This window comes from Corynebacterium mustelae (assembly GCF_001020985.1).
Classification (GTDB): Bacteria; Actinomycetota; Actinomycetes; order Mycobacteriales; family Mycobacteriaceae; genus Corynebacterium; species Corynebacterium mustelae.
Genome location: NZ_CP011542.1, coordinates 2,905,422 through 2,924,413, shown reverse-complemented (window position 1 = coordinate 2,924,413; position 18,992 = coordinate 2,905,422). Strand labels below are relative to the sequence as shown.

Annotated in this window: 19 protein-coding genes and 1 pseudogene; 14 read left to right on the top strand and 6 right to left on the bottom strand. The window is 54.3% G+C overall.

From position 1 onward, the window contains the following. Positions 1-17 precede the first annotated feature (17 nt). Positions 18-593: a hypothetical protein gene (locus CMUST_RS13045; RefSeq protein ID WP_047262877.1), complete on the bottom strand. Its 576-nt coding sequence runs from the start codon at positions 591-593 to the stop codon at positions 18-20. A gap of 223 nt (positions 594-816) precedes the next feature. Between CMUST_RS13045 and CMUST_RS13040 the strand changes: the two genes are divergently transcribed. The 8 genes and pseudogenes from CMUST_RS13040 (at position 817) to rlmB (ending at position 9,867) form a co-directional block, all read left to right on the top strand. Beyond that, on the top strand, positions 817-1,575 hold the full coding sequence (locus CMUST_RS13040) for a hypothetical protein (RefSeq protein ID WP_047262876.1): 759 nt from the start codon (positions 817-819) through the stop codon (positions 1,573-1,575). Positions 1,576-1,681: 106 nt separating this feature from the next. Then, positions 1,682-2,266 (top strand): CarD family transcriptional regulator, encoded by a 585-nt coding sequence (locus CMUST_RS13035; RefSeq protein WP_047262875.1) that lies wholly within the window; start codon positions 1,682-1,684, stop codon positions 2,264-2,266. A 2-nt stretch (positions 2,267-2,268) separates the two neighbouring features. After that, complete coding sequence (gene ispD, locus CMUST_RS13030) at positions 2,269-3,045, top strand: 2-C-methyl-D-erythritol 4-phosphate cytidylyltransferase (RefSeq protein WP_047262874.1); 777 nt, start codon at positions 2,269-2,271, stop codon at positions 3,043-3,045. Next, a complete protein-coding gene (gene ispF / locus CMUST_RS13025) occupies positions 3,038-3,532 on the top strand; it encodes a 2-C-methyl-D-erythritol 2,4-cyclodiphosphate synthase (protein ID WP_047262873.1) in 495 nt (164 codons plus the stop codon). The genes ispD and ispF overlap by 8 nt, the downstream gene beginning before the upstream one ends. Positions 3,533-4,328: 796 nt before the next feature. Continuing rightward, positions 4,329-5,264, top strand: a complete 936-nt coding sequence (locus CMUST_RS13015; protein WP_047262871.1) for a PRD domain-containing protein — start codon at positions 4,329-4,331, stop codon at positions 5,262-5,264. A gap of 3 nt (positions 5,265-5,267) precedes the next feature. Next, a pseudogene (nagE, locus tag CMUST_RS13010) lies at positions 5,268-7,363 on the top strand (N-acetylglucosamine-specific PTS transporter subunit IIBC). 139 nt (positions 7,364-7,502) lie between these two features. Further along, positions 7,503-8,897, top strand: coding sequence for a cysteine--tRNA ligase (gene cysS, locus CMUST_RS13000; protein ID WP_047262868.1), 1,395 nt, complete (start codon positions 7,503-7,505; stop codon positions 8,895-8,897). Positions 8,898-8,919: 22 nt separating this feature from the next. Then, positions 8,920-9,867, top strand: coding sequence for a 23S rRNA (guanosine(2251)-2'-O)-methyltransferase RlmB (gene rlmB, locus CMUST_RS12995; protein ID WP_047262867.1), 948 nt, complete (start codon positions 8,920-8,922; stop codon positions 9,865-9,867). Here the strand turns inward: rlmB and CMUST_RS12990 are convergent. Beyond that, positions 9,864-10,349, bottom strand: a complete 486-nt coding sequence (locus CMUST_RS12990) for a DUF2004 domain-containing protein (RefSeq protein WP_047262866.1) — start codon at positions 10,347-10,349, stop codon at positions 9,864-9,866. The genes rlmB and CMUST_RS12990 overlap by 4 nt on opposite strands. Before the next feature lie 171 nt (positions 10,350-10,520). Between CMUST_RS12990 and CMUST_RS12985 the strand changes: the two genes are divergently transcribed. The 6 genes from CMUST_RS12985 (at position 10,521) to CMUST_RS12965 (ending at position 15,477) form a co-directional block, all read left to right on the top strand. Further along, positions 10,521-11,567 carry a hypothetical protein gene (locus CMUST_RS12985; protein ID WP_047262865.1) on the top strand — a complete coding sequence of 349 codons (1,047 nt, stop codon included), beginning with the start codon at positions 10,521-10,523 and terminating at the stop codon, positions 11,565-11,567. A gap of 519 nt (positions 11,568-12,086) precedes the next feature. Continuing rightward, a complete protein-coding gene (locus tag CMUST_RS16615) occupies positions 12,087-12,317 on the top strand; it encodes a hypothetical protein (RefSeq protein ID WP_144414217.1) in 231 nt (76 codons plus the stop codon). 8 nt (positions 12,318-12,325) lie between these two features. Continuing rightward, positions 12,326-13,159, top strand: coding sequence for a hypothetical protein (locus CMUST_RS12980; RefSeq protein ID WP_047262864.1), 834 nt, complete (start codon positions 12,326-12,328; stop codon positions 13,157-13,159). Between the two features lie 11 nt (positions 13,160-13,170). Next, positions 13,171-14,010, top strand: a complete 840-nt coding sequence (locus tag CMUST_RS12975) for a hypothetical protein (protein ID WP_047262863.1) — start codon at positions 13,171-13,173, stop codon at positions 14,008-14,010. A 24-nt stretch (positions 14,011-14,034) separates the two neighbouring features. Continuing rightward, positions 14,035-14,859, top strand: a complete 825-nt coding sequence (locus tag CMUST_RS12970) for a hypothetical protein (RefSeq protein ID WP_047262862.1) — start codon at positions 14,035-14,037, stop codon at positions 14,857-14,859. Between the two features lie 111 nt (positions 14,860-14,970). Further along, positions 14,971-15,477 (top strand): SMI1/KNR4 family protein, encoded by a 507-nt coding sequence (locus CMUST_RS12965; RefSeq protein WP_047262861.1) that lies wholly within the window; start codon positions 14,971-14,973, stop codon positions 15,475-15,477. Positions 15,478-15,518: 41 nt separating this feature from the next. Here the strand turns inward: CMUST_RS12965 and CMUST_RS12960 are convergent, their stop codons facing one another. From CMUST_RS12960 to CMUST_RS12945, 4 genes are read right to left on the bottom strand one after another with little or no spacing between them, the layout of a single operon-like run. Beyond that, positions 15,519-16,277: an alpha/beta hydrolase family esterase gene (locus CMUST_RS12960; RefSeq protein ID WP_236690121.1), complete on the bottom strand. Its 759-nt coding sequence runs from the start codon at positions 16,275-16,277 to the stop codon at positions 15,519-15,521. Between the two features lie 5 nt (positions 16,278-16,282). Further along, complete coding sequence (locus CMUST_RS12955; protein WP_047262860.1) at positions 16,283-17,155, bottom strand: metal ABC transporter permease; 873 nt, start codon at positions 17,153-17,155, stop codon at positions 16,283-16,285. Further along, positions 17,156-17,869 (bottom strand): metal ABC transporter ATP-binding protein, encoded by a 714-nt coding sequence (locus CMUST_RS12950; RefSeq protein WP_236690120.1) that lies wholly within the window; start codon positions 17,867-17,869, stop codon positions 17,156-17,158. Beyond that, positions 17,869-18,933, bottom strand: coding sequence for a metal ABC transporter solute-binding protein, Zn/Mn family (locus tag CMUST_RS12945; RefSeq protein ID WP_047262859.1), 1,065 nt, complete (start codon positions 18,931-18,933; stop codon positions 17,869-17,871). The genes CMUST_RS12950 and CMUST_RS12945 overlap by 1 nt, the downstream gene beginning before the upstream one ends. Positions 18,934-18,992 lie beyond the last annotated feature (59 nt).

Sequence of the window (18,992 nt, the reverse complement as noted above, 5' to 3'; positions counted from 1 at the left end):
TATTGGTTTGTTGCTTTTTAGTGGCTGTGCTTCTCAGCCCCGGTTTCCCGGTCCTGGCTGCCAGAGACCAAAACTGGCTCCGAAACAGTGGCCATCGTGATGATCTCGGCGTTATCAAAGGTGAAAGTAACCTCTTTATTTCCCGCAAGTGCAAAACCTGGGTTTTCCATGGATGTAATCACATGGCTCACGCACACGTTCTTGGGCTCGGTGAGCAAGTCCATTTCCGATTCGATATCGGCAACCAGTGAACACTGTGGCTTGATTGAGGTTTCACCGTCAATGGTTACCTCGGTGCCATCCACGGAAATGGATTTCAATTCGTGGGTGGTATTGGTGACATCCTGGTTGATGGCGGTGAACTTAACGCCAGCCTCACCATCTTTGGTCACATGAACAGTTACATCGCGTACGACAACCGTGCCATCTTCGGAATCGGCGGAAGCGCCATCCACTGCGGCAACCTGATCGGAAGTCTGGGTGATTTGGCCTGCGGAGCAAGCTGCTAGGAAAAAGCCAGAAGCGGCAGCAACGCAGATCACAGCGCCGCGGCGGGCGGAAATCTTCAGGGGCTTCACGTGTTCGTCCTCCATTGGGGGTGAGTCGTCGTTTTCCTCCCCCGCTGATACTTGCCGACCCCGGCAACATCAAGGGGTAATTTTATCCTTTATCACTCTAGTCTTTTTGCCATTCTTCCACACAGTTTTACCCTGCCAAATGGGGGGAAACTAAAGGGGGATAGTGGTGGGTTGTGACTGTCCTCAGAGGCCGTAGTATGAAACGTCGAAAAGCAACAATTGGAAGTGAAGCGAGTACATGACAAACCCCACACCTTTAAGTCCGTGGCAGGAAGCTGTGGCACGAATCAGTCGCACCTCATTTCAATACAAAGTGCTTTCTGCCACTCCAAAGGGCAGCGAGATGGTAGCTATAGCGGATTTGAGCAAACCTGCAACTGCCGCCGATCTTGCTGTTAGGTTTCAGAACCACTACCAACCCAGTCATCTATATAAGGCGGGTTCGCTGGCATTTCAACGCGCCGCGCACCGACTTATCGGCACAAGCGTTGGTTGCTGGCTACTTGACGGCAAATTCTTGCAGTACTGCCCAGAACATACCCACGTGATAGTGGAAAAAGGTGCAGTAACCGCAATGCACGTCGACGTAGATAATCCGCCAACTCTTATGAGCGCAGATGCAGCTGATGTTATAGATCGGACGCAAAAGATGGTCATACCGATTATGGCGGCTTTTTCTCAGGCGACCGGGGTTGGGCGGGCAAACCTCACTGGCAATTGTGCCGCGACTATAAGTGCCGTGGCGCGCAATATTGTTCGGCAAGATCCGCACCAGGATCCGGAAGCAATGAAGCATAGGGTCGAGGAGCTATTTGATTTTTGGCCTGGTATGTCGCGCTTAGGTTGGTTTGAGATCATAGGCGGAAAGCTCTTTTATTACCGCAATTCGTGCTGCCATTGGCACTCCACAGGTGCTGACAACTGCGATTGGTGTACTAAACGGCCGGTTATGCAACGGCGGCAAAGTTTCGCCCAAAGTGTGAGTCAAACTTCATAGGAATTTGTGCGGGGCAGGGTTAGTTTGCACCATTCATTAAAGAATTGGATTGGTAAGTGATAGAATGTCACGTTGACTTTCTATTCTCTTATTCAAAGGAATGTACATGGAATTCAAGGTTGGGGATACCGTCGTTTACCCACACCACGGTGCCGCTGTTATTCAAGATATTGAACAGCGCGAAATGGGGGGCGAGACCTTGGACTTTCTGGTTCTCCAAATCCATCAATCAGATCTCGTCGTGCGGCTACCTGCAAAAAATGTCGAGCTCGTTGGTGTGCGTGACGTCGTCGACGGTGAAGGTCTACAAACCGTCTTTAGTTTCCTGCGGGAGACCGGCGTGGAAGAAGCCGGAAACTGGTCACGTCGCTACAAAGCTAATCTGGAGCGGTTAGCATCTGGCGATGTCAACAAAGTTGCCGAGGTGGTCCGCGACCTGTGGCGCCGCGATGAAGGAAAGGGGCTTTCCCCTGGGGAAAAGCGCATGCTTGCAAAAGCTCGTCAAGTTCTTGTTGGTGAGCTAGCGCTTGCCACTATCAAGGACGAGGCCAAAGCGGACGAGCTACTGGCCCAGGTGGACGCGACAATTGAGCGGCATCGCGCCTTGGGTATCGACGATGCGGAGGAGAAAAAGCCACTGATCGATGACGATCTGGACTTAGACGACCTCAACTTCGACGACGAAGAATAACTATGGACTCTGCTTCTGTAACGCGTCAGTTTCCCTCACCTGGGAAACGGCGCGTTATTGCGCTCATTGCTGCCGCGGGACAAGGCAGCCGCCTGGGCGCGCGCCTTCCTAAAGCCTATGTTGAGCTGCGTGGAAAAACCCTGCTGGAGCGCAGTATCCAAGCCATGATGACCAGCGAAATCGTTGATGAGATCGTCGTGCTCATTAGCCCGGAGATGCTGGAATACGCCCAGCGTATCGTCGATAGTGCCAAACAATTCGACCCCACGATCCCTATTCGCCTCGTGTTTGGCGGCGGTGAGCGTGCCGACTCCGTGTGGTGTGGTCTGCAAGCAATAACAGATATTGAGGCGGTGGTGCTTATCCACGATGCGGCTCGTGCATTGACCCCACCAGGAATGATTGCTCGGGTAGCGCGTAGTGTGTTGTCTGGAATGCCAGCGGTGATCCCGGTATTGCCTGTAGCTGACACTATTAAACAAGTATCCGCAGATCATGTGGTTAGTACCCCCGTCCGTAGCGAACTTAGGGCAGTTCAGACCCCTCAAGGTTTCGACCTTGAGATGTTGCGGGAAGCCAATCAGCGTTATTTTGCCCAGGATCCGCCAAGTTTTGAGGCTACCGATGATGCGAGTCTCATGGAATGGTGTGGGCATGAAGTCCGCTGCGTCGCGGGTGATCCTATGGCATTTAAGATAACCACCCCTATTGACTACGCACTGGCTAAAGCTATAACCGATGCCGTCGAACCAACCATTTTTGAGGTGCCTCATGAATAACCCCATCATTCCCAGGGTTGGGATAGCCACTGATGCCCACCAAATTGAGGAAGGCAAGCCCTGCTGGATCGCTTGTTTGCTTTTCGACGATGTCCCCGGCTGCGAAGGACATTCCGACGGCGACGTGGTGGCACATGCGCTTGTCGACGCCCTCCTATCCGCCGCTGGCCTCGGCGACCTGGGATCTTTCGTTGGCGTAGGACGCAAAGAATACGACAATGTCTCCGGCGAGCGGCTGCTGGCTGAATGTCGTGCCCTTTTGGAAAACAAAGGCTTTGTCATCGGGAATGGTGCTGTCCAACTAGTTGGTCAATCTCCGAAGCTGGGGCCACGTCGAATAGAAGCAGAGCAAAAAATGAGCGCTATCCTTGGCGCCCCCGTTTCCCTATCCGCAACCACGACAGATCACCTTGGTTTTACCGGGCGTGGCGAGGGGCGTGCCGCAATCGCTACCGCAGTTGTTTGGGCGGAAACCTTATCTGACTAAAAACAAAACCAAGCAGTGCGGATTGCTTACGGCAGCCGTGTGCTGCGTTTCCGGGAGATTCGGGGTTGGGGTTCTAGGCCCACAGCGAGGTTTCGCAGCACACATATCGAATTGAGTCGGTGCGAGTGTGCGCGTGTTCTGAGGTTCGGGTTGTGTGCTGCGTTTTTCGAAAAACCCGGAGCTTTTTCTTGGGGGTGTATTGAGGTTTCGCAGCACTCGCATTTGGGAAGGTGCCGCCCACCGCAGCTGTGTGCTGCGAAACCTGTTTTTCATCCTGCGTGTGGGTGTTCTCGAAAGAGAGTTCGCAGCACTCTCGTTTCGCGGGGTGTGCTGCGTTTCTGTGAACTAGGTCTGATTGACCAGTGAAGTAATTCAGGATTCGCAGCACTCTTGTTTCGCGAGCATTGACGTGATTGCGGCTTGGGTGTGTGCTGCGAAGCTTGATGCGAGGGTTGCTTTTCGACGCCGCTTAGCGCGGTTTCGCAGCACACAGGAATGGGGTGGTGAACCGGGATTTGCGTCTTAAGAAATACTCAGTTTTGGCAGTTTGGTATTGGCCGTGTGTGAACATGTCGTAGCAAAGGTGTGGATGTATTTTGTTTTAGTGTCATTACAGGGGGCTGGGGGTGCCAAATTGGGGGTGAATTTTGCGGTTTCGTTGTGGAAAGAATTCACAGCTTTATAATAAGGTCATACTTCCTGCTGGGTGTTACTGAAACTACATTCAGGCATGACCGGGGGAGCGGATCACATCTTTTAAGTATTGTTGTGTTCGCTTTGTCAAAGTGTCGTAGTTATGAAAGTAGTTGTGGAAGTGAGTGGCAGCCAGGTACCCCAACCTCGCATAGTTCGAGTGTTGAGTAATAATGCTGTGGTTGTTACTGGCAGCGCTGGTTTGGACGATACTGCTCAGCAGGTATTGGTGGGGCGGGGGATTGGTTTTGGGGCAAAAATTGGCCAGGCTGTGGTGGAAGCGAGTGATCACCAAAAATACGTGCAGCTAGGTAAGGAACAAGCTCAAATTTTGGAGTCACTGCGTAGGCTTGATCCGGAATTAGTGGAAAAGTGTTCCGAAGCAGTAGAACTAGCGGCCGATATTTTAGGAACGCTGCACCCAAGTGTGTACATCATGTTGGTGGAGCACTTATCGTTTGCGATCGCACGGTTGCGACGCGGCGAACACATCACCAACGCGATTGCCGGAGAAATCCGGGCGGTTTTCCCCGAAGAATTCCATGCAGCGGAAGTTGTCATCCAATACATCAATAATTCGATTTCAGACGTGCAGTTTCCTAAGCCGGAAGCCGGTTTCGTGGCTCTGCATTTGAACGCGGCGCGGACCGGGGTGAGTGTGAAAGCACCATTGGCGCAGGCGAATAAACTGGCAGAATTGGTGGGATTTGCCCGCAGTAGGTTGGGGATTAGTGGAACTGGTGCGGCGGTGGGGGCGTCGAAAAGCGAAAACGTGGTGCACAACGACGGACTGGAATCCACGATTGCGCGTTTAACTTCCCGGCTTACGGCGGGTACGTTCCGGCCGATGGCGGCCGGTGACGCCATAGCTAGACAACTTCATAATGAATTTCAGATTTCTGGGCAGATTATCTGCCGTATTTTAGGGTGCGACGTAGTGCCGCCCGAAGCCACCGGTGAAGCCGCATATCTTGCGGTTTTCCTCCACGGCTGCGTGCATGACGGCATGGGACACACCCCGAACGAACGAAAGGATTAGGCCATGAAAGACAAGGTCTTTGGAAACTTGCAACAGTTTGCCAAAGCCCTCATGGGCGCTGTCGCAGTGATGCCAGTGGCTGCTTTGCTGCTGGGCATCGGGTATCGCATCGACCCAGACGGGTGGGGAGCCAATTCCATCCCGGCAGCTGTATTGATTAAATCCGGCTCGGCGGTGCTGGATAACCTGGGGTTGATTTTCGCCATCGCCCTGGCCTACGGGCTTTCGCGGGATAAAAACGGTGCCGCCGCATTGTCCGGCCTGATTGGCTTCCTCACGGTAACCAATCTGCTGAAAGCTGAAACGGTAGCCGGTTACCGCGGGATTGACTTGGAAGCACTTGAAGGCGCAGATGCCATTTCGTGGGCATCGGAGGGCTGGAAGGTCGTTGGTAACGGCAATGTGCTCTTCGGTATCTTGGTGGGCATCCTCGCCGCATGGACATATAACCGGTTCCACACCACAAAACTGCCCGATTTCCTGGCGTTTTTTGCAGGCCGCCGGTTGGTTCCGATCTTGGTGTCGTTCTTCTCCATCATTCTTGCTGGCGTGCTCTACATCGTGTGGCCGTTCGTGTACTCTGCCCTGTTTAATTTCGGTGAAACCATTCAAGGAATGGGTGCGCTCGGTGCTGGCCTGTATGGTTTCTTCAATCGCCTGCTCATCCCAACCGGGTTGCACCACGCCTTGAACTCGATTTTCTGGTTCGATGTGATTGGTATTAATGACATCGGTAAATTCCTTAAAGGCGGTGAAACGATTGCCGCCGCTGCTGCCGCAACCGATGCAGCATCGTGCCCTGGAACCTGGACTGGTTCTGCTTGCGAAGTTGTGGGTGTGGTTGGCCGCTACCAGGCAGGTTTCTTCCCAGTCATGATGTTTGGTCTGCCGGGTGCTGCCTTGGCCATGTACCTGCGTGCTACCCCGGAACGCAAGAAAGTGGTCGGATCGTTAATGATGGCTGGTGCTCTGGCCGCATTCGCCACCGGTGTTACCGAGCCACTGGAGTTTTCCTTCATGTTCGTCGCCCCGCTGTTGTACTTGATCCACGCCGTCTTTATGGGCATCTCGGTTGCGATTGCCGCACACATGGGGTGGACTGCCGGTTTCGGTTTCTCCGGCGGTGCGATTGACCTCTCCTTGTCCTCGGGAAATCCGCTGGCCAACCAGTGGTGGATGCTGCTGGTCATGGGCGTTGTGTTCTTCGCCTTGTATTTCGGGGTGTTCTACGCTTTGATCGGTGTCCTAAACTTGCGCACCCCAGGTCGGGAACCGGATGAGGAGGAAGTATCAGACAACCTTATGGAATCTGATGCGGATGTCGCTGAGGCCGCAACACAGATCATCGCCGGTTTAGGTGGTGCGGAGAATATTGCGAACCTGGACTATTGTGCCACTCGGCTGCGGGTAACCACTAAGGACTACGCTGCTGTGTCAGAGAAAGATATTAAGAAAGCAGGCGTAGCCGGGGTTATCCGGCCATCGCAGACGGCAGTGCAGGTGGTCATTGGGCCTAAAGTGCAGTTTGTCTACGACGAAGTTGCCCGTCAGTTAGCAGGCAGCACAGTCGCACTTGAGGGAGAGAAGGCCCTGTAATGTTCGGCTTCGCGAAGAAAACCACGAAACCTCAAGCTAAAGTAACCGTTACGGCGCCGTTTTCTGGAACGGTGATTCCCATTACGGAAGTTCCCGACGATGTTTTTGCCGCAGGGATGCTTGGCGACGGTTTCGCGGTGGTCCCGCATAGCTCCATTCCTACCCTTGATGTGTGTTCCCCGGTGACCGGGAAGGTGGTGACCATTTTCCCCACCATGCATGCCTGCGCGATTGCCACTACGGAAGGTCTGGAAGTTCTGGTCCACATCGGGTTGGATACGGTGGAATTGGGCGGAATCGGCTTCAAAAAGTTTGTCTCCGCTGGCGAGACCGTTACAGCCGGACAACTTCTTGTTCAAGTGGACGCCTCGGCTGTGCGCTCCGCAGGTAAGCAATTGGTGACACCAGTGGTATTTACCAATAAGAAAAAGGTGGCGGGGGTTGTAGTCGCAGGCACCACTGCTACCCAAGGTGTTGAAATTGCGCAAGTGACAATGGCTTAAACGTATCTTCGGTACGTTGCCTGTGCCGCCGGTTCAAAAGCTAAAACTCTTGAACGCTTGAACCGGCGGCCGTTTAGCTTACTGTGCAGCACTTGGGTGAAGTCAGTGAAACCGTCGGCTATGAACTAGACTATTCTGCATGTCGTTACGGATTTTTGACACAGCTACCCGAACATTGCGAGACTTCACCCCACTTCATAAGGGGCATGTGTCGATGTATCTGTGTGGTGCCACGCCCCAAACCCATCCACATATCGGGCATGTCCGCTCCGGGGTGGCCTTTGACATCGTGCGGCGCTGGTTTTTAGCCAACGGCTATGACGTGGCGTTCGTGCGCAATGTCACCGACATCGACGACAAAATCTTAACCAAAGCCGCCGAACACAATCGCCCCTGGTGGGAATGGGTGAGCACCTACGAGCGGGCGTTCAGCAAAGCCTACGACCAGTTGGGCGTGCTGCCGCCATCGGTGGAACCGCGCGCAACTGGGCACGTCACCCAGATGATTGACTACATGCAGCGGCTTATCGACGCTGGTTTCGCCTACCCAGCCGACGGCTCCGTTTATTTCGACGTGGCCGCGTGGGTGGCCACGTCGGGTTCCGACTACGGTTGCCTTTCCGGCAATCGGATTGAGGAAATGGAACAAGGCGAAACCGACAATACTGGTAAACGCAATCCCCTCGACTTTGCACTGTGGAAAGCCGCGAAACCTGGTGAACCCAGCTGGCCAACCCCGTGGGGTGCCGGTCGCCCTGGTTGGCATTTGGAATGCTCCGCCATGGCGACCTGGTACCTAGGTGGCGAGTTTGATATTCACGGCGGCGGTCTTGATCTGCAATTCCCGCACCACGAGAACGAAATCGCCCAATCACACGCCGCCGGTGATGGTTTTGCCAGGTATTGGATGCACAACCACTGGGTGACCATGGCGGGCGAAAAGATGAGCAAGTCGCTGGGCAATGTGCTATCCGTGCCGGAGATTTTGAAGCTGGTTCGGCCAGTGGAACTGCGCTACTACTTAGGATCGGCGCATTACCGAAGCATGTTGGAGTATTCGCCGGAGGCTTTGCAAGAAGCAGCCCAAGGATACCGCCGGATTGAGGCGTTTCTTGATCGGGTGGGTCCGGTGGAAATCGGGGAGTGGACGCCTGGTTTTGCCGAGGCAATGGACGACGATTTCGCGGTTCCGCGCGCCCTGGCGGAAATCCACACCGCAGTCCGTACAGGCAATTCGGCCCTTGCGGCGCAGGATGAGTCGGAAGCCCGGCGCATCGCAGGTTCGGTACGTGCCATGGCAGGGGTGCTTGGCATTGATCCGCAATCCGACACCTGGGCGGAAACCGCAACCGCTGATGCCGATGCAGCCCATGCCGCATTGGACGTGTTAGTGCAGGCAGAATTGCAGCGCCGAACTGATGCTCGCACGGCCAAGGATTGGGTGCTTGCCGACGAAGTCCGGGATCGGTTAAACGCCGCCGGAATTGCCGTGACCGATACCCCAGACGGCCCCGAGTGGTCGCTTCAAAACTAAAACTCTAAAGGATTACAACAAAATGGCTGGAAACAGTACGAATCGCCCCGGACTACGCAAGACTAATAAAAAAGGCGCAACCAAAGGCTCTGGTGGTGTGCGGCGACGGGGTCTGAAAGGAAAAGGCCCCACCCCGAAAGCAGAAGATCGGGTGTATCACGCTGCCCATAAGCGCAAGATGGAGCGGCAGCGCCGCGAACAGGGCCGCCACGACAAGGCAGAAGCTAATGAACTAGTGGTTGGACGCAACCCCGTGGTGGAATGCCTGCAGGCGCGGGTACCAGCTACCGCGATGTACATCGTGGAGGGGACCCGCAATGACAACCGGTTATCGGAGGCAGTGCAGATCGCGCATTCCCGATCGATCCCATTGATCGAGATTCCGCGCCACGAGATGGATCGTATGACCGGCAACGGCATGCACCAAGGCATTGGCCTGCAAATTCCGCCGTTTACCTACACAGATATTTTCGACCTGATTTCCAAAGTCAAGGATTCTGGTGAAGACGGCATGGTGGTCGTGCTGGACAATATCACCGACCCCCGCAATCTGGGCGCTGTTATTCGATCGGTCGCGGCCTTCGGTGGACATGGCGTCGTGATTCCGGAGCGTCGCAGCGCTTCGGTGACCGCCGTCGCGTGGCGAACTTCTGCCGGTACCGCAGCGCGGCTGCCAGTAGCCAAGGCAACCAATATCACCCGCGCGATTAAGGAATTCCAGCAAAACGGCTACCAAGTGGTTGGTTTGGATGCTGGTGGCGACGCCACCATCGACACCTACGACGGCACCGGGCCGGTGGTTATCGTCGTGGGTTCGGAAGGCAAGGGGATCTCCCGATTGGTGAAGGAAAACTGCGACACCATCATGTCGATTCCGACCACCGACTGGGTGGAATCCTTAAACGCTTCAGTCGCCGCCGGTGTGGTGCTCAGCGAATTTGCGCGGCAACGTCGGGCGAAAACCAGCTAGTTTTCTATTTCCACCCCGATAACATTGGCGGTTTTGTCAAAGTTGACGGCCAGTTTGATCTGCGAGTATTCCGCGTCGATGCTGAAGTCCACCGAGCCATAAACCTCTTCGTCCTCATCTTCGATCGGGCAGCTCCAGATTGTTACCGGGTGGAGTTTTTCGGCGAGCGCAGCCTCGGTTACTGGGGTGTCTGGGCCAAGAATGGCTGTTAACGCATCCGTATCCAGCTCGTCTACATGGTGCTTGAGGTATTCGGCGGTGGTTGGGGACTCGGCTACCGCCTGCTGCGCGGTTTCGATGATTTCACGCCAGTTGCCGAAAAACTGGGTGCAGAAAACATCCAGCTCAGATCCAGCCTCCAACTCCGCAACCTCGCTGAGCATGAGCGATGCTTCGACGGGGCGGCCACCGAAATCCACGCTGGTGTCGTATTCGTTTCCGGCGACCACGGCACCGAACAAGGGCAAAGTTACAACAGTCATGGTGACATCCTTTAGCGAAGAAAAATAACAACAAACCAACCATAAAAAACTACCCTGACACCACTAAAATTATTAGAACAAATTTTCGTATAACTATTTTCCTGCCCGCAGCTATCACCGTGCGATAAGCTGATAAATCAGCTGATAATGGTTTCTCGGGAAGGTGTCATAGTGAAGTCTCAGGAGAGGTTTGAACGTATAAGCGCATTAACGACGCAGGAGGCGCAGCAGCTTTTCGACGACACAGTCACCAACCCAGCAGCCAGCGAATCGGAAGCATCCTTTGCATTAGCAATCGCTGCCAGCACCGGAATTTCAACAGCGGCAGCGCTGAACAAAACAGATGGGTATACCCCGGAGTTCTTTTATAAAGACGTCCCCGCGGAACTGCGGGATCGCCTCATTGGGTACGTGGACGGCAGTGAAACCGACCCTAATAACGAGTGGCCGGGTTCGCACGTCAAGAACCTGGCATTTATAGGAGCCAGCGGTGATCCTATGGTGGTTGACACATTCGCACGATGGGACGATGAGGGCTGCATCGCGATGGCGCCCGGCGACGTCGAATCGGAAACCATAGCCGCGGATTGGCATCTGAAAGACGGGCAGTTCCGGCCGTTATATTTCCCGGACTCAGTGCCATTACTTTCGGCGAAAACCACCGCCGATGCCACCACCTATGCTGGTGGTGGTGAGCCGCTTGCTTGCCCAACCTGCGGGAACCAACTGGTCACCGCAATCCACTTCGATGGTGCGGACCCGGCGTTCGCCCGCTTTGGAATCTCGGGCATCATTCATATACCAGTCTGTACATTCTGCGTGCCGTGGTTGCACTTTACCGACCCCGACGATGAGAAATGGATGTGGGTGCGGTTTAGCCCCGATGGCACATACACGATCGCTAGCGCACAAAAATACACGCCCAGTCAGGGCGAAAAAGAACTGCCCGTCCTCCACATCGATGATTATCTCACCCAATTCGGTGTGGCTAACCCGTGGCTGAACTACGGCCCACCGCCGTATCATGCCATGATCGGCGGGCACCCAATCTGGTGGCAGGAAAGCGATTACGTCCAATGCCCTGATTGTGCGCAACTTATGCGCAACCTTGCGCAGATCCCGGCGAGCGACATATCTCCAGGCTGCGGAACAATGGATCTCTATGTTCAAATCTGCCTGGAATGCAGCGTCGGCATCGTCATTGCACAGGATGCTTAAAATCAAAGGCAAAGCCGCAATCGTTGGTACCCACATTGTGTTAAGCGGTTGCGGCTAGCGCCATCAAAGTTTGTAGATAATATCGCCAATTTAGCCAGTGCTTGCCGGAACTTAGGGGTTGAGTTCGAACAAAGGTCTTGGTTATTCGACGCTTTTAGAGCTCTGGGATTTTTCATCTCGTAGATTTGGATTGCCGTTTGTCGTGGGGATGTGCCAGCGGGGCAAAACGACATCGGTTTGGTAAGGCAGGCTGCGGGGTAATCCTGTTACGGAGTCGGCTTCGTTTAGCCGTCACGGGTGTTGTTGTAGTGCCATGGGCAGGTGGATGTGGTTTCGCTGCGATGACCACGGATGTTGCTGGTGCACCGGTGGTGTTTGTTGATTCCAAAACCCACTTGGGTTTGGCCCGAACATAGCAACTCCCCAAGACTACGTCATTAACCCCACCACGCACATCGCTTGCTACGGATTCTATGGATATCCAAACGCATCAAAACCGTTCGATATAATGTCTTCGAGGTGGCAAACGAAGAAATCGTGGAAGAAGCTTGGAAGACATTAAAGCAAGGACATGAAATTTTGCCTCGTCCAGGCAGCAGCCAATATGAAATGCATTATTTCAAAATGTCGGATGGGTCGGTAGTCCAGCGCCGTTCTGGTAGCCGATCCGGGGGCGTAACCCTAGATATTTTCCGAATAATAGACGGTACAGTAGCAGAAAAATTTAAACTGCATGTCAAAAATCATTAAGGATAAATATGGCTATTGATTCGCTTTTCTTTCCGACGTTCCATGCTGATATTTCATTGTTTGATGCAGGGGTTTCTCGATTTGAGGATGATCCGTATTTTTACACTGCGCGTATGGAGTGGGCTGGGGTTGAGTATGTCCTGGTGATGCAGAAAGATACTCCGATTTCGGGGTTTTACCCTCAGTTGCGGTTCATCATTGTTGATGGTGTGGTGTCGGAGATTTCGTTGCGGTGGCAGACATATTTTTCGGCTATTGATGGGGTCGCACTGACTGACGCTGACGAGTTTGTGGACGCATGGAATGACATATTCGATGGCGAGTTGCACGTTGAAGGTGGCAATCAGATTTGGAATGCGGATTATTCAGTGGTGGTGACGAACAGTGGCCCAACCAGTACGGCTCCGTTTTGGGATACTGTGACGTGGTTTAATCTTGCTGTACCGTCACAAAAGCGTTCAGTGGAGTATTTTCTGCCCGGCAGGTTCGATGATCCGAGGATTGTGCAGCGGTATTTGGATGATCGGTTATGGGGAGATCTTCAACGGTTGTGGCCTGAGCCGCTAGATTGCTGGGTATCGAATTGGCCAGGTATTCACCAGCAATGGCCGGGCATGTCAACGAATGATCCGCAGTGGCTGGAGGCACTGCACTGGGTCATGACGATTGTCTATGAAGATGGCCGGTTTGAAGTGTATGACGAATTGACCGGTAAAACATGGACTACGCTGGAACAATTCACTGAGGAAAGCCGCTTGTACATTGAGAATGATGATATGGCAGGACTCAGAACGTTCACTTTCATCTACCCTTCGGTGTTGCAGCTTCGGCCGTTCCCGTAAAGGAGATTTCTGTGACTATTGATGCTATTTTCTTTCCGACGTTGCAGGTGGATTCGTCGTTGTTTGTTCCTGGTTTTGTTCGTTTTGAGGATGATCCTTATTTCCGGGTGACGCGGTTTGTGTCGGGTGGGGTTGAGTATGTGTTGGTGACTGAGCGGGTTGCGGAGTTGTGGTGGTTGTCGCCGCAGCTTAGGTGGCGGCTTGCGGGTAATCAGGTGCTTGATGTGGCGCTGCGGTGGGAGACAATCGGGGGAGGCAGAGACTTTTTGGTGAGATGGAGTAAAACTTTTTCGCTGATTGATGGGTTTGATGTTGTTGAACCTGTCCAGTTTGTTTCGCAGTGGAATGAGAGATTTGGTGGGGATTTTCGTGCTGAGGCTGATAAGCAGGTGTGGAATGCGGATAATTCCGTGTTGGTGACTGGAAGTGTGGGTATTGATCCGCAGTGGCCGCGTAATACTGTGACGTGGTTTAATCCTGAGGTGGAGTCGAACCGCCGTGATCCGCGCTATTTCCGCTCTGGTGAGTGGGATGACCCGGCTATGGTGGAGCGGTATTTGGAGGATTGTGTGTGGGGGCAGTTGGCAACGGGTATGCCGCAGTCGTTGTATGAGGTGGGGTTGGCGTGGCCGCAGATTATACAGGTGTGGCCGGAAATAGCCGATGATGTTGGGCAGCAGCAGGAGGTGTTGTTGGCGGTGGATGGTTTCATTTATGCTGACGGTAGGTTTATGGTGACGGATGGTCGTACCGGAAAGTTGGTGGGGTCACCTGAAGCGGCAGCCGCGTTGATTCAAACAGCGGGTGGGGTAGATGTGGCGAAGAACCTACGGGTGTTGCTAGCCGCTTAATCCCTTGTTCACGGAAGAAACTATATGCCTTCAACCATCTTGTTTGACCCGAGTTTTCTTCTGTCGCTGGATTTCGCTGACATAGATTTTTCTGTGTGTAAGGCTGATCCTGATTTTTCTGTTGATCGGGTGTCTGTGAATGGTGTGGACTATGTGCTAGTGATGCCGAACGATGTGGTAAACGGTGGGTATCCGGAGTCGCGGTGGACGATTGTGGATGGTGTGGTCACTGAGATGACTGTGCATTGGGATTCGCCTTTTACGGACATTGATGGGATTTCGGTATCTGACCGGGATAAGTTTGTCGCCGAGTGGAATCAGAAGTGTGGTGGTGGTTTGGTTTCCTGTGGTGATGGGCAGATTTGGAATCAGGATAAAACTATTTCCGTAGTTCCAGGCGTGTATAGCCGGAGTAGAGGCGATCTTCGCTCGCTGACCTACTTTAATCCAGACAGACAGTCACACAAACAAACCCCAACATATTTTGTGTTAGGGCAATTTGATTCCCCGCACAGTATTGAACGCTTTCTTGACCATTGTGTATGGACTGATCTGCGTCGGCAGTTTTCGGTCAGTCTTGATGGTTGGTTGTATCTTTGGCCGGGGATTAAGGATCGGTGGCCGGATATTAATACCGATAAAGCTCAGTGGTTGGAAGCGCTTGATGCGGTGATGGGCTATGTGTTTGCTGATGGCCGGTTTGAGGTTTATGACAGTTCAACGGATGAGCCGATCACTACGGTGGATCGGTTCATGGAAGCTACGCGTAAGTTTCGGGAAGAACGTGATATTGAAGCGATTCAGCTTTTCTTCTTTATATCTGTTGCTGCACTTGAATTACGGCCATAGGTGAGTGGGTGTTCAGTAAAATGCTGTGAGTATCTGATCCGCTGCGGTTGTGTTTGATTGATGATAGACGGCAGCTCTATGGCGTGATCCTCGTAGAAGAAAGGTGCCAACATGTCCCATCAATTCTCATTTGATGATGTTTTTATTCGTACTGGTAAGCCGTGTGATTCGGTGCGGCTTGCGGAAATTGAGCGTCGGATTGGGTTTGTGCTGCCGGAGACGTATCGCCAGATTGTTATGGGATGCGGTGGGGGATTGATTCGTGGCGGGATCAATCGGATTCGTGAAGATGATGAGCTTGGCTGCATGGTTAAGACTTTGTATGGCAATGGCCAGCCGACTGATGGATACGATGACCATAGCTTGGACAAGTTGTGTCTACCACTGATGGAAACCTGGGAGATGCCCCAATGGGGGTTCTTCGTGGGTGAGGCGGATGGTGAGATTCATACGCCGATTTTGTTGAATCTTACTAACCCGATGTATCCGCCAGGGGCGTTGGTGTGTGTTGATTTGGAGGTTGAGGAAGAGGTTCTTATCGCCGAGTCTTTTGATGCGTTGTGGCAGGTTATTCAACGTAATGTGGAGAAGGCACGGGCGGATACAACCGGATTTTAAGCCATGCCGATCGCGGAGGGGTTTTTAGAACCCGAATGGGTCTATGTGTACGCCAACCCGAAAAACTCGGCGATGATTTTGGCCGCGTGGACCTCGGTGCAGGCGGGGCCCAGCAACGGTGAGGTGATGCAGTCCGGGCCGGGCACCACGTGGCCGACACCGCTGAGCGGGTGGAAGGCGATCGAATTGGGGGAGCCGTTGCGGTCTGCGTAATATGCCACGGTTTCGGGGGCGGAGAGTACTAAACCGCGCGATGTTACGTCGCGGGTGAGCCCGACAATCCCGCCGTCGAAAGGCGAGATGGGGTCGGCGGTGCCGTGCATGATAAGGAGGTCGGTGGCCACCCAGTTGGTGGCGGTGGGCAGGAAATTGTCTGCCACTGGTTGTGTTGCCGCGATCACGGCTGCTTTGGATAGCAGACCGGGGGCTTCATGGAGGAGCCGGAAGATCATGTGCCCGCCGTTGGAAAATCCTGCTGCTAGTACCCGGGTGGGTTGGAATGAGCCGACTAGTTCGGTGAGGAATCCCACGTCGTCGGTTTCTAATTCCCGGGTCTTTTCTTTTAGGTGCACCCGCCCATCATTCCAGTGTCGTGCCACCCCTTCCGGATAGAGGACGGTGACCCCAGCTGCGGTGTAGGCGTCGAAAAGCGAGCGGGTGAAGCGGCGGGTGACGGTGGCGGACTGCATGGAGCCGTGTAACCAGAGAAAAACCTCGCCGCTGGGGTGGGTGGGGGAAACGATCCCGTAGCGACGAGTAACACCTGCGGTGGTGCGGAAATCCCGCATGTGAAATGTCATGACTATTAGCTATATTCCGCAATCCGGCTGGCCGCAACTTCGTCCTTGGTTGCACGTTTTAGACGGCGCCAGCCGATAAACCGGCACACAAGGTAAATGCCAAAACTGATGGTGGTCACGAGCACAGATACCGGCAAACCGGGCGCTAAAGACAACACTAAACCGCCAACCGCAGACACTAATGCGAATATCAGCGACAGCACCACGGCCATTCCGGGCGAATTGGTGACTTGCACCGCCGCAGCGCCCGGGGTGATAAGAAGCGCCATGACCAGCAACGCGCCGACAATCTGCACCGACTGGGAGGCGCTTAAGCCCACCAAAACCGCGAAAAGCAGAGCGTAGCCGCGCACGTTAATGCCAGCGGCGGCCGCAAGCACCGGGTCGGCGGAGGCAAACAGCAGGGGCCGCCATAGCACCGCTATGATGCCGACCACCAGGACCGTAACCCCGGCCAGAATCCATACCGAGGTGGAGCGCACCCCGACGATCTGCCCGGTGAGCAATGAAAAAGCGGAATTGGAATTGCCGGGGTAGAGGTGGATAAACAGCACCGACAGCCCCAAGCCGAAGCTCATGACAACCCCGACCGCGCTGTCTTGCTGTTTGAGCCCTAATAGCCCCAACACCACTGCGGCGACGACCGCGCCCAACACTGCGCCGATGCTGATATTAAAACTAAACAGCAAAGCGGCGGCCGCCCCCATCAACGCCAGTTCCGACGTGGCGTGGACCGAAAACGACATTTGCCGCAGCACGATCAGGGGCGCGATAACCCCCGATAGCACCCCAAGCAACGCCGCCGTGATGAGCGATTGTTGGACGAAATCCACGCCGAGCAAATACTGGGTGTCTGAGAAAAACGATGATGTATTCATCTACACAACCACCAATCGGTCGCCGACCCGAACCACTTCAACCTTTGCCCCATAGAGTGCCGAGAGGGTCTGAGAATTCATAACATCCGACACGGCACCGATGGTGTGCCCGTTCGGCCCGAAATACAAAACCCGGGTGACGTGTTGCAACACCGGATTAATGCTGTGGGTGACAAACAAAACGGCGGTATTCTTAGCCGCCTGGCGTTTGGCCAGCACGTTGACCATGCGTTGCTGCATTCCCATATCGAGGCTCAGCAGCGGCTCGTCGCAGAGCAATAATTCCGGGTCGTTCGCCAGCGCTTGGGCTTGGCGCACCAATTGCTGCTGCCCGCCCGAGAGCGTGCCAACCCGACGGTCCGCAATCCCGGTCGCGCCGACATACTCCAGGAGCTTTTCGACGTCACCCCGCAGCGCACCGGACCTACGCCGCCGAAATATCCGGTGCTCCAGCGACAACGACACCAGATCTTTAGCCCGAAGCGGCAAGTCCTCCGGGAACATGCGCTGTTGGGGGATGTACCCAATCCGGCCGGAAACCGAAATGGAGCCCGCGCTTAAGTCCCGCGTGCCGAGGATCGCGTGGAGCAGGGTGGATTTTCCCACCCCATTGGGCCCTAAGACGGCAATGAAATCGCCTGGGTGAATGTCAAGATTCAGCCCCGACCACAGCGGGTTGATGGCGGCGTTATGGATGCTGAGCAAACAAGACACTAGTTTGTTGCTGCCTTCTTTGCTGCTTCCTCCACCCGGTCGATGGCCCCGGTGATGAAGTCGATTACCGATTCACCTTCGGCGGGGGTTTCATAAACCTCCACCACCGCAATGCTTTTTTGCTCGGCTGCTGCCCGAATCTGTTCGGTGACGTCGGTCTTGGTCTGCGGGTTATAGACCAAAACATCCAGCTGGCCGGAGTCGATGAGCTCCATGAACGCCGCCACCTCGCTTGCAGCGGGTTCACGTTCCGCCAGGGTGGCGGTGCGGTAGTCTGCGGGGGTTACCTCGGTCATTGGGCTGTGGGACAGCAGGTGATCCGCGATTGGTTCGGTCTGGGCCACGGTCACCTCAGGCAGGTGGTGTACTCGCTCATGTAGAGCGGCGAGCTGGGTGACGAAGTCTTTCGCATCGGCAGGTTTGGTTGTGTTGGAGGTATTAATCCGCTTTGCTATTTCCTTTGCTACATCAGATACCGCGATGGTGTCGTACCAGATGTGTTCATTGGATTCGATGCCTGGCCATTCCTTATGCCCGTGACCGTGGTCATGATCGTGCGCATGGTCGTGGCCGTGCTCGCCGTGATCGTGGTCATGGTTGTGATCGTGCTGTTCCTCGGTTCCGTGGTCATGGTCATGCCCGTGACCGTGGTCGTGGTCATGCGCGGTCAGATCAAGGGCGTGGACGACTTTGTCTTTATCCACGGATTCGTAGAGCCAGGCGTCGTAGCCGCCACCGCCGACTACGATGATGTCTGCTTCCTTCGCGCGGGCGATGTCCTGGGCGGTGGGTTCAAAGTGGTGTGGGTCTACAGTATTGCCTTGAATAATGGAGGTCACCGAAATCTTGTCGGCTTCACCGGTGGACTCGGCGACTGTTTGGGCCACGTCGCCCCAAATGGAGGTGGAGGCGACGATGGAAATATCCGCAGTCTTCGCGGCAGATTGGTCGGTCGTCATGGTTTCAGGGGCGCTGTTGGGGCTGGAACAGGCAGCAACGACGAATGCGGAACTGGCGAATACCAGTGCTGACATTGACTTTTTGAAAGTTGTTAACGAAGCCATATCTGCAATGATCCAGTTATAGGGAACCGTTGTCAATTGAAAATTTAATGAAAAAGCTA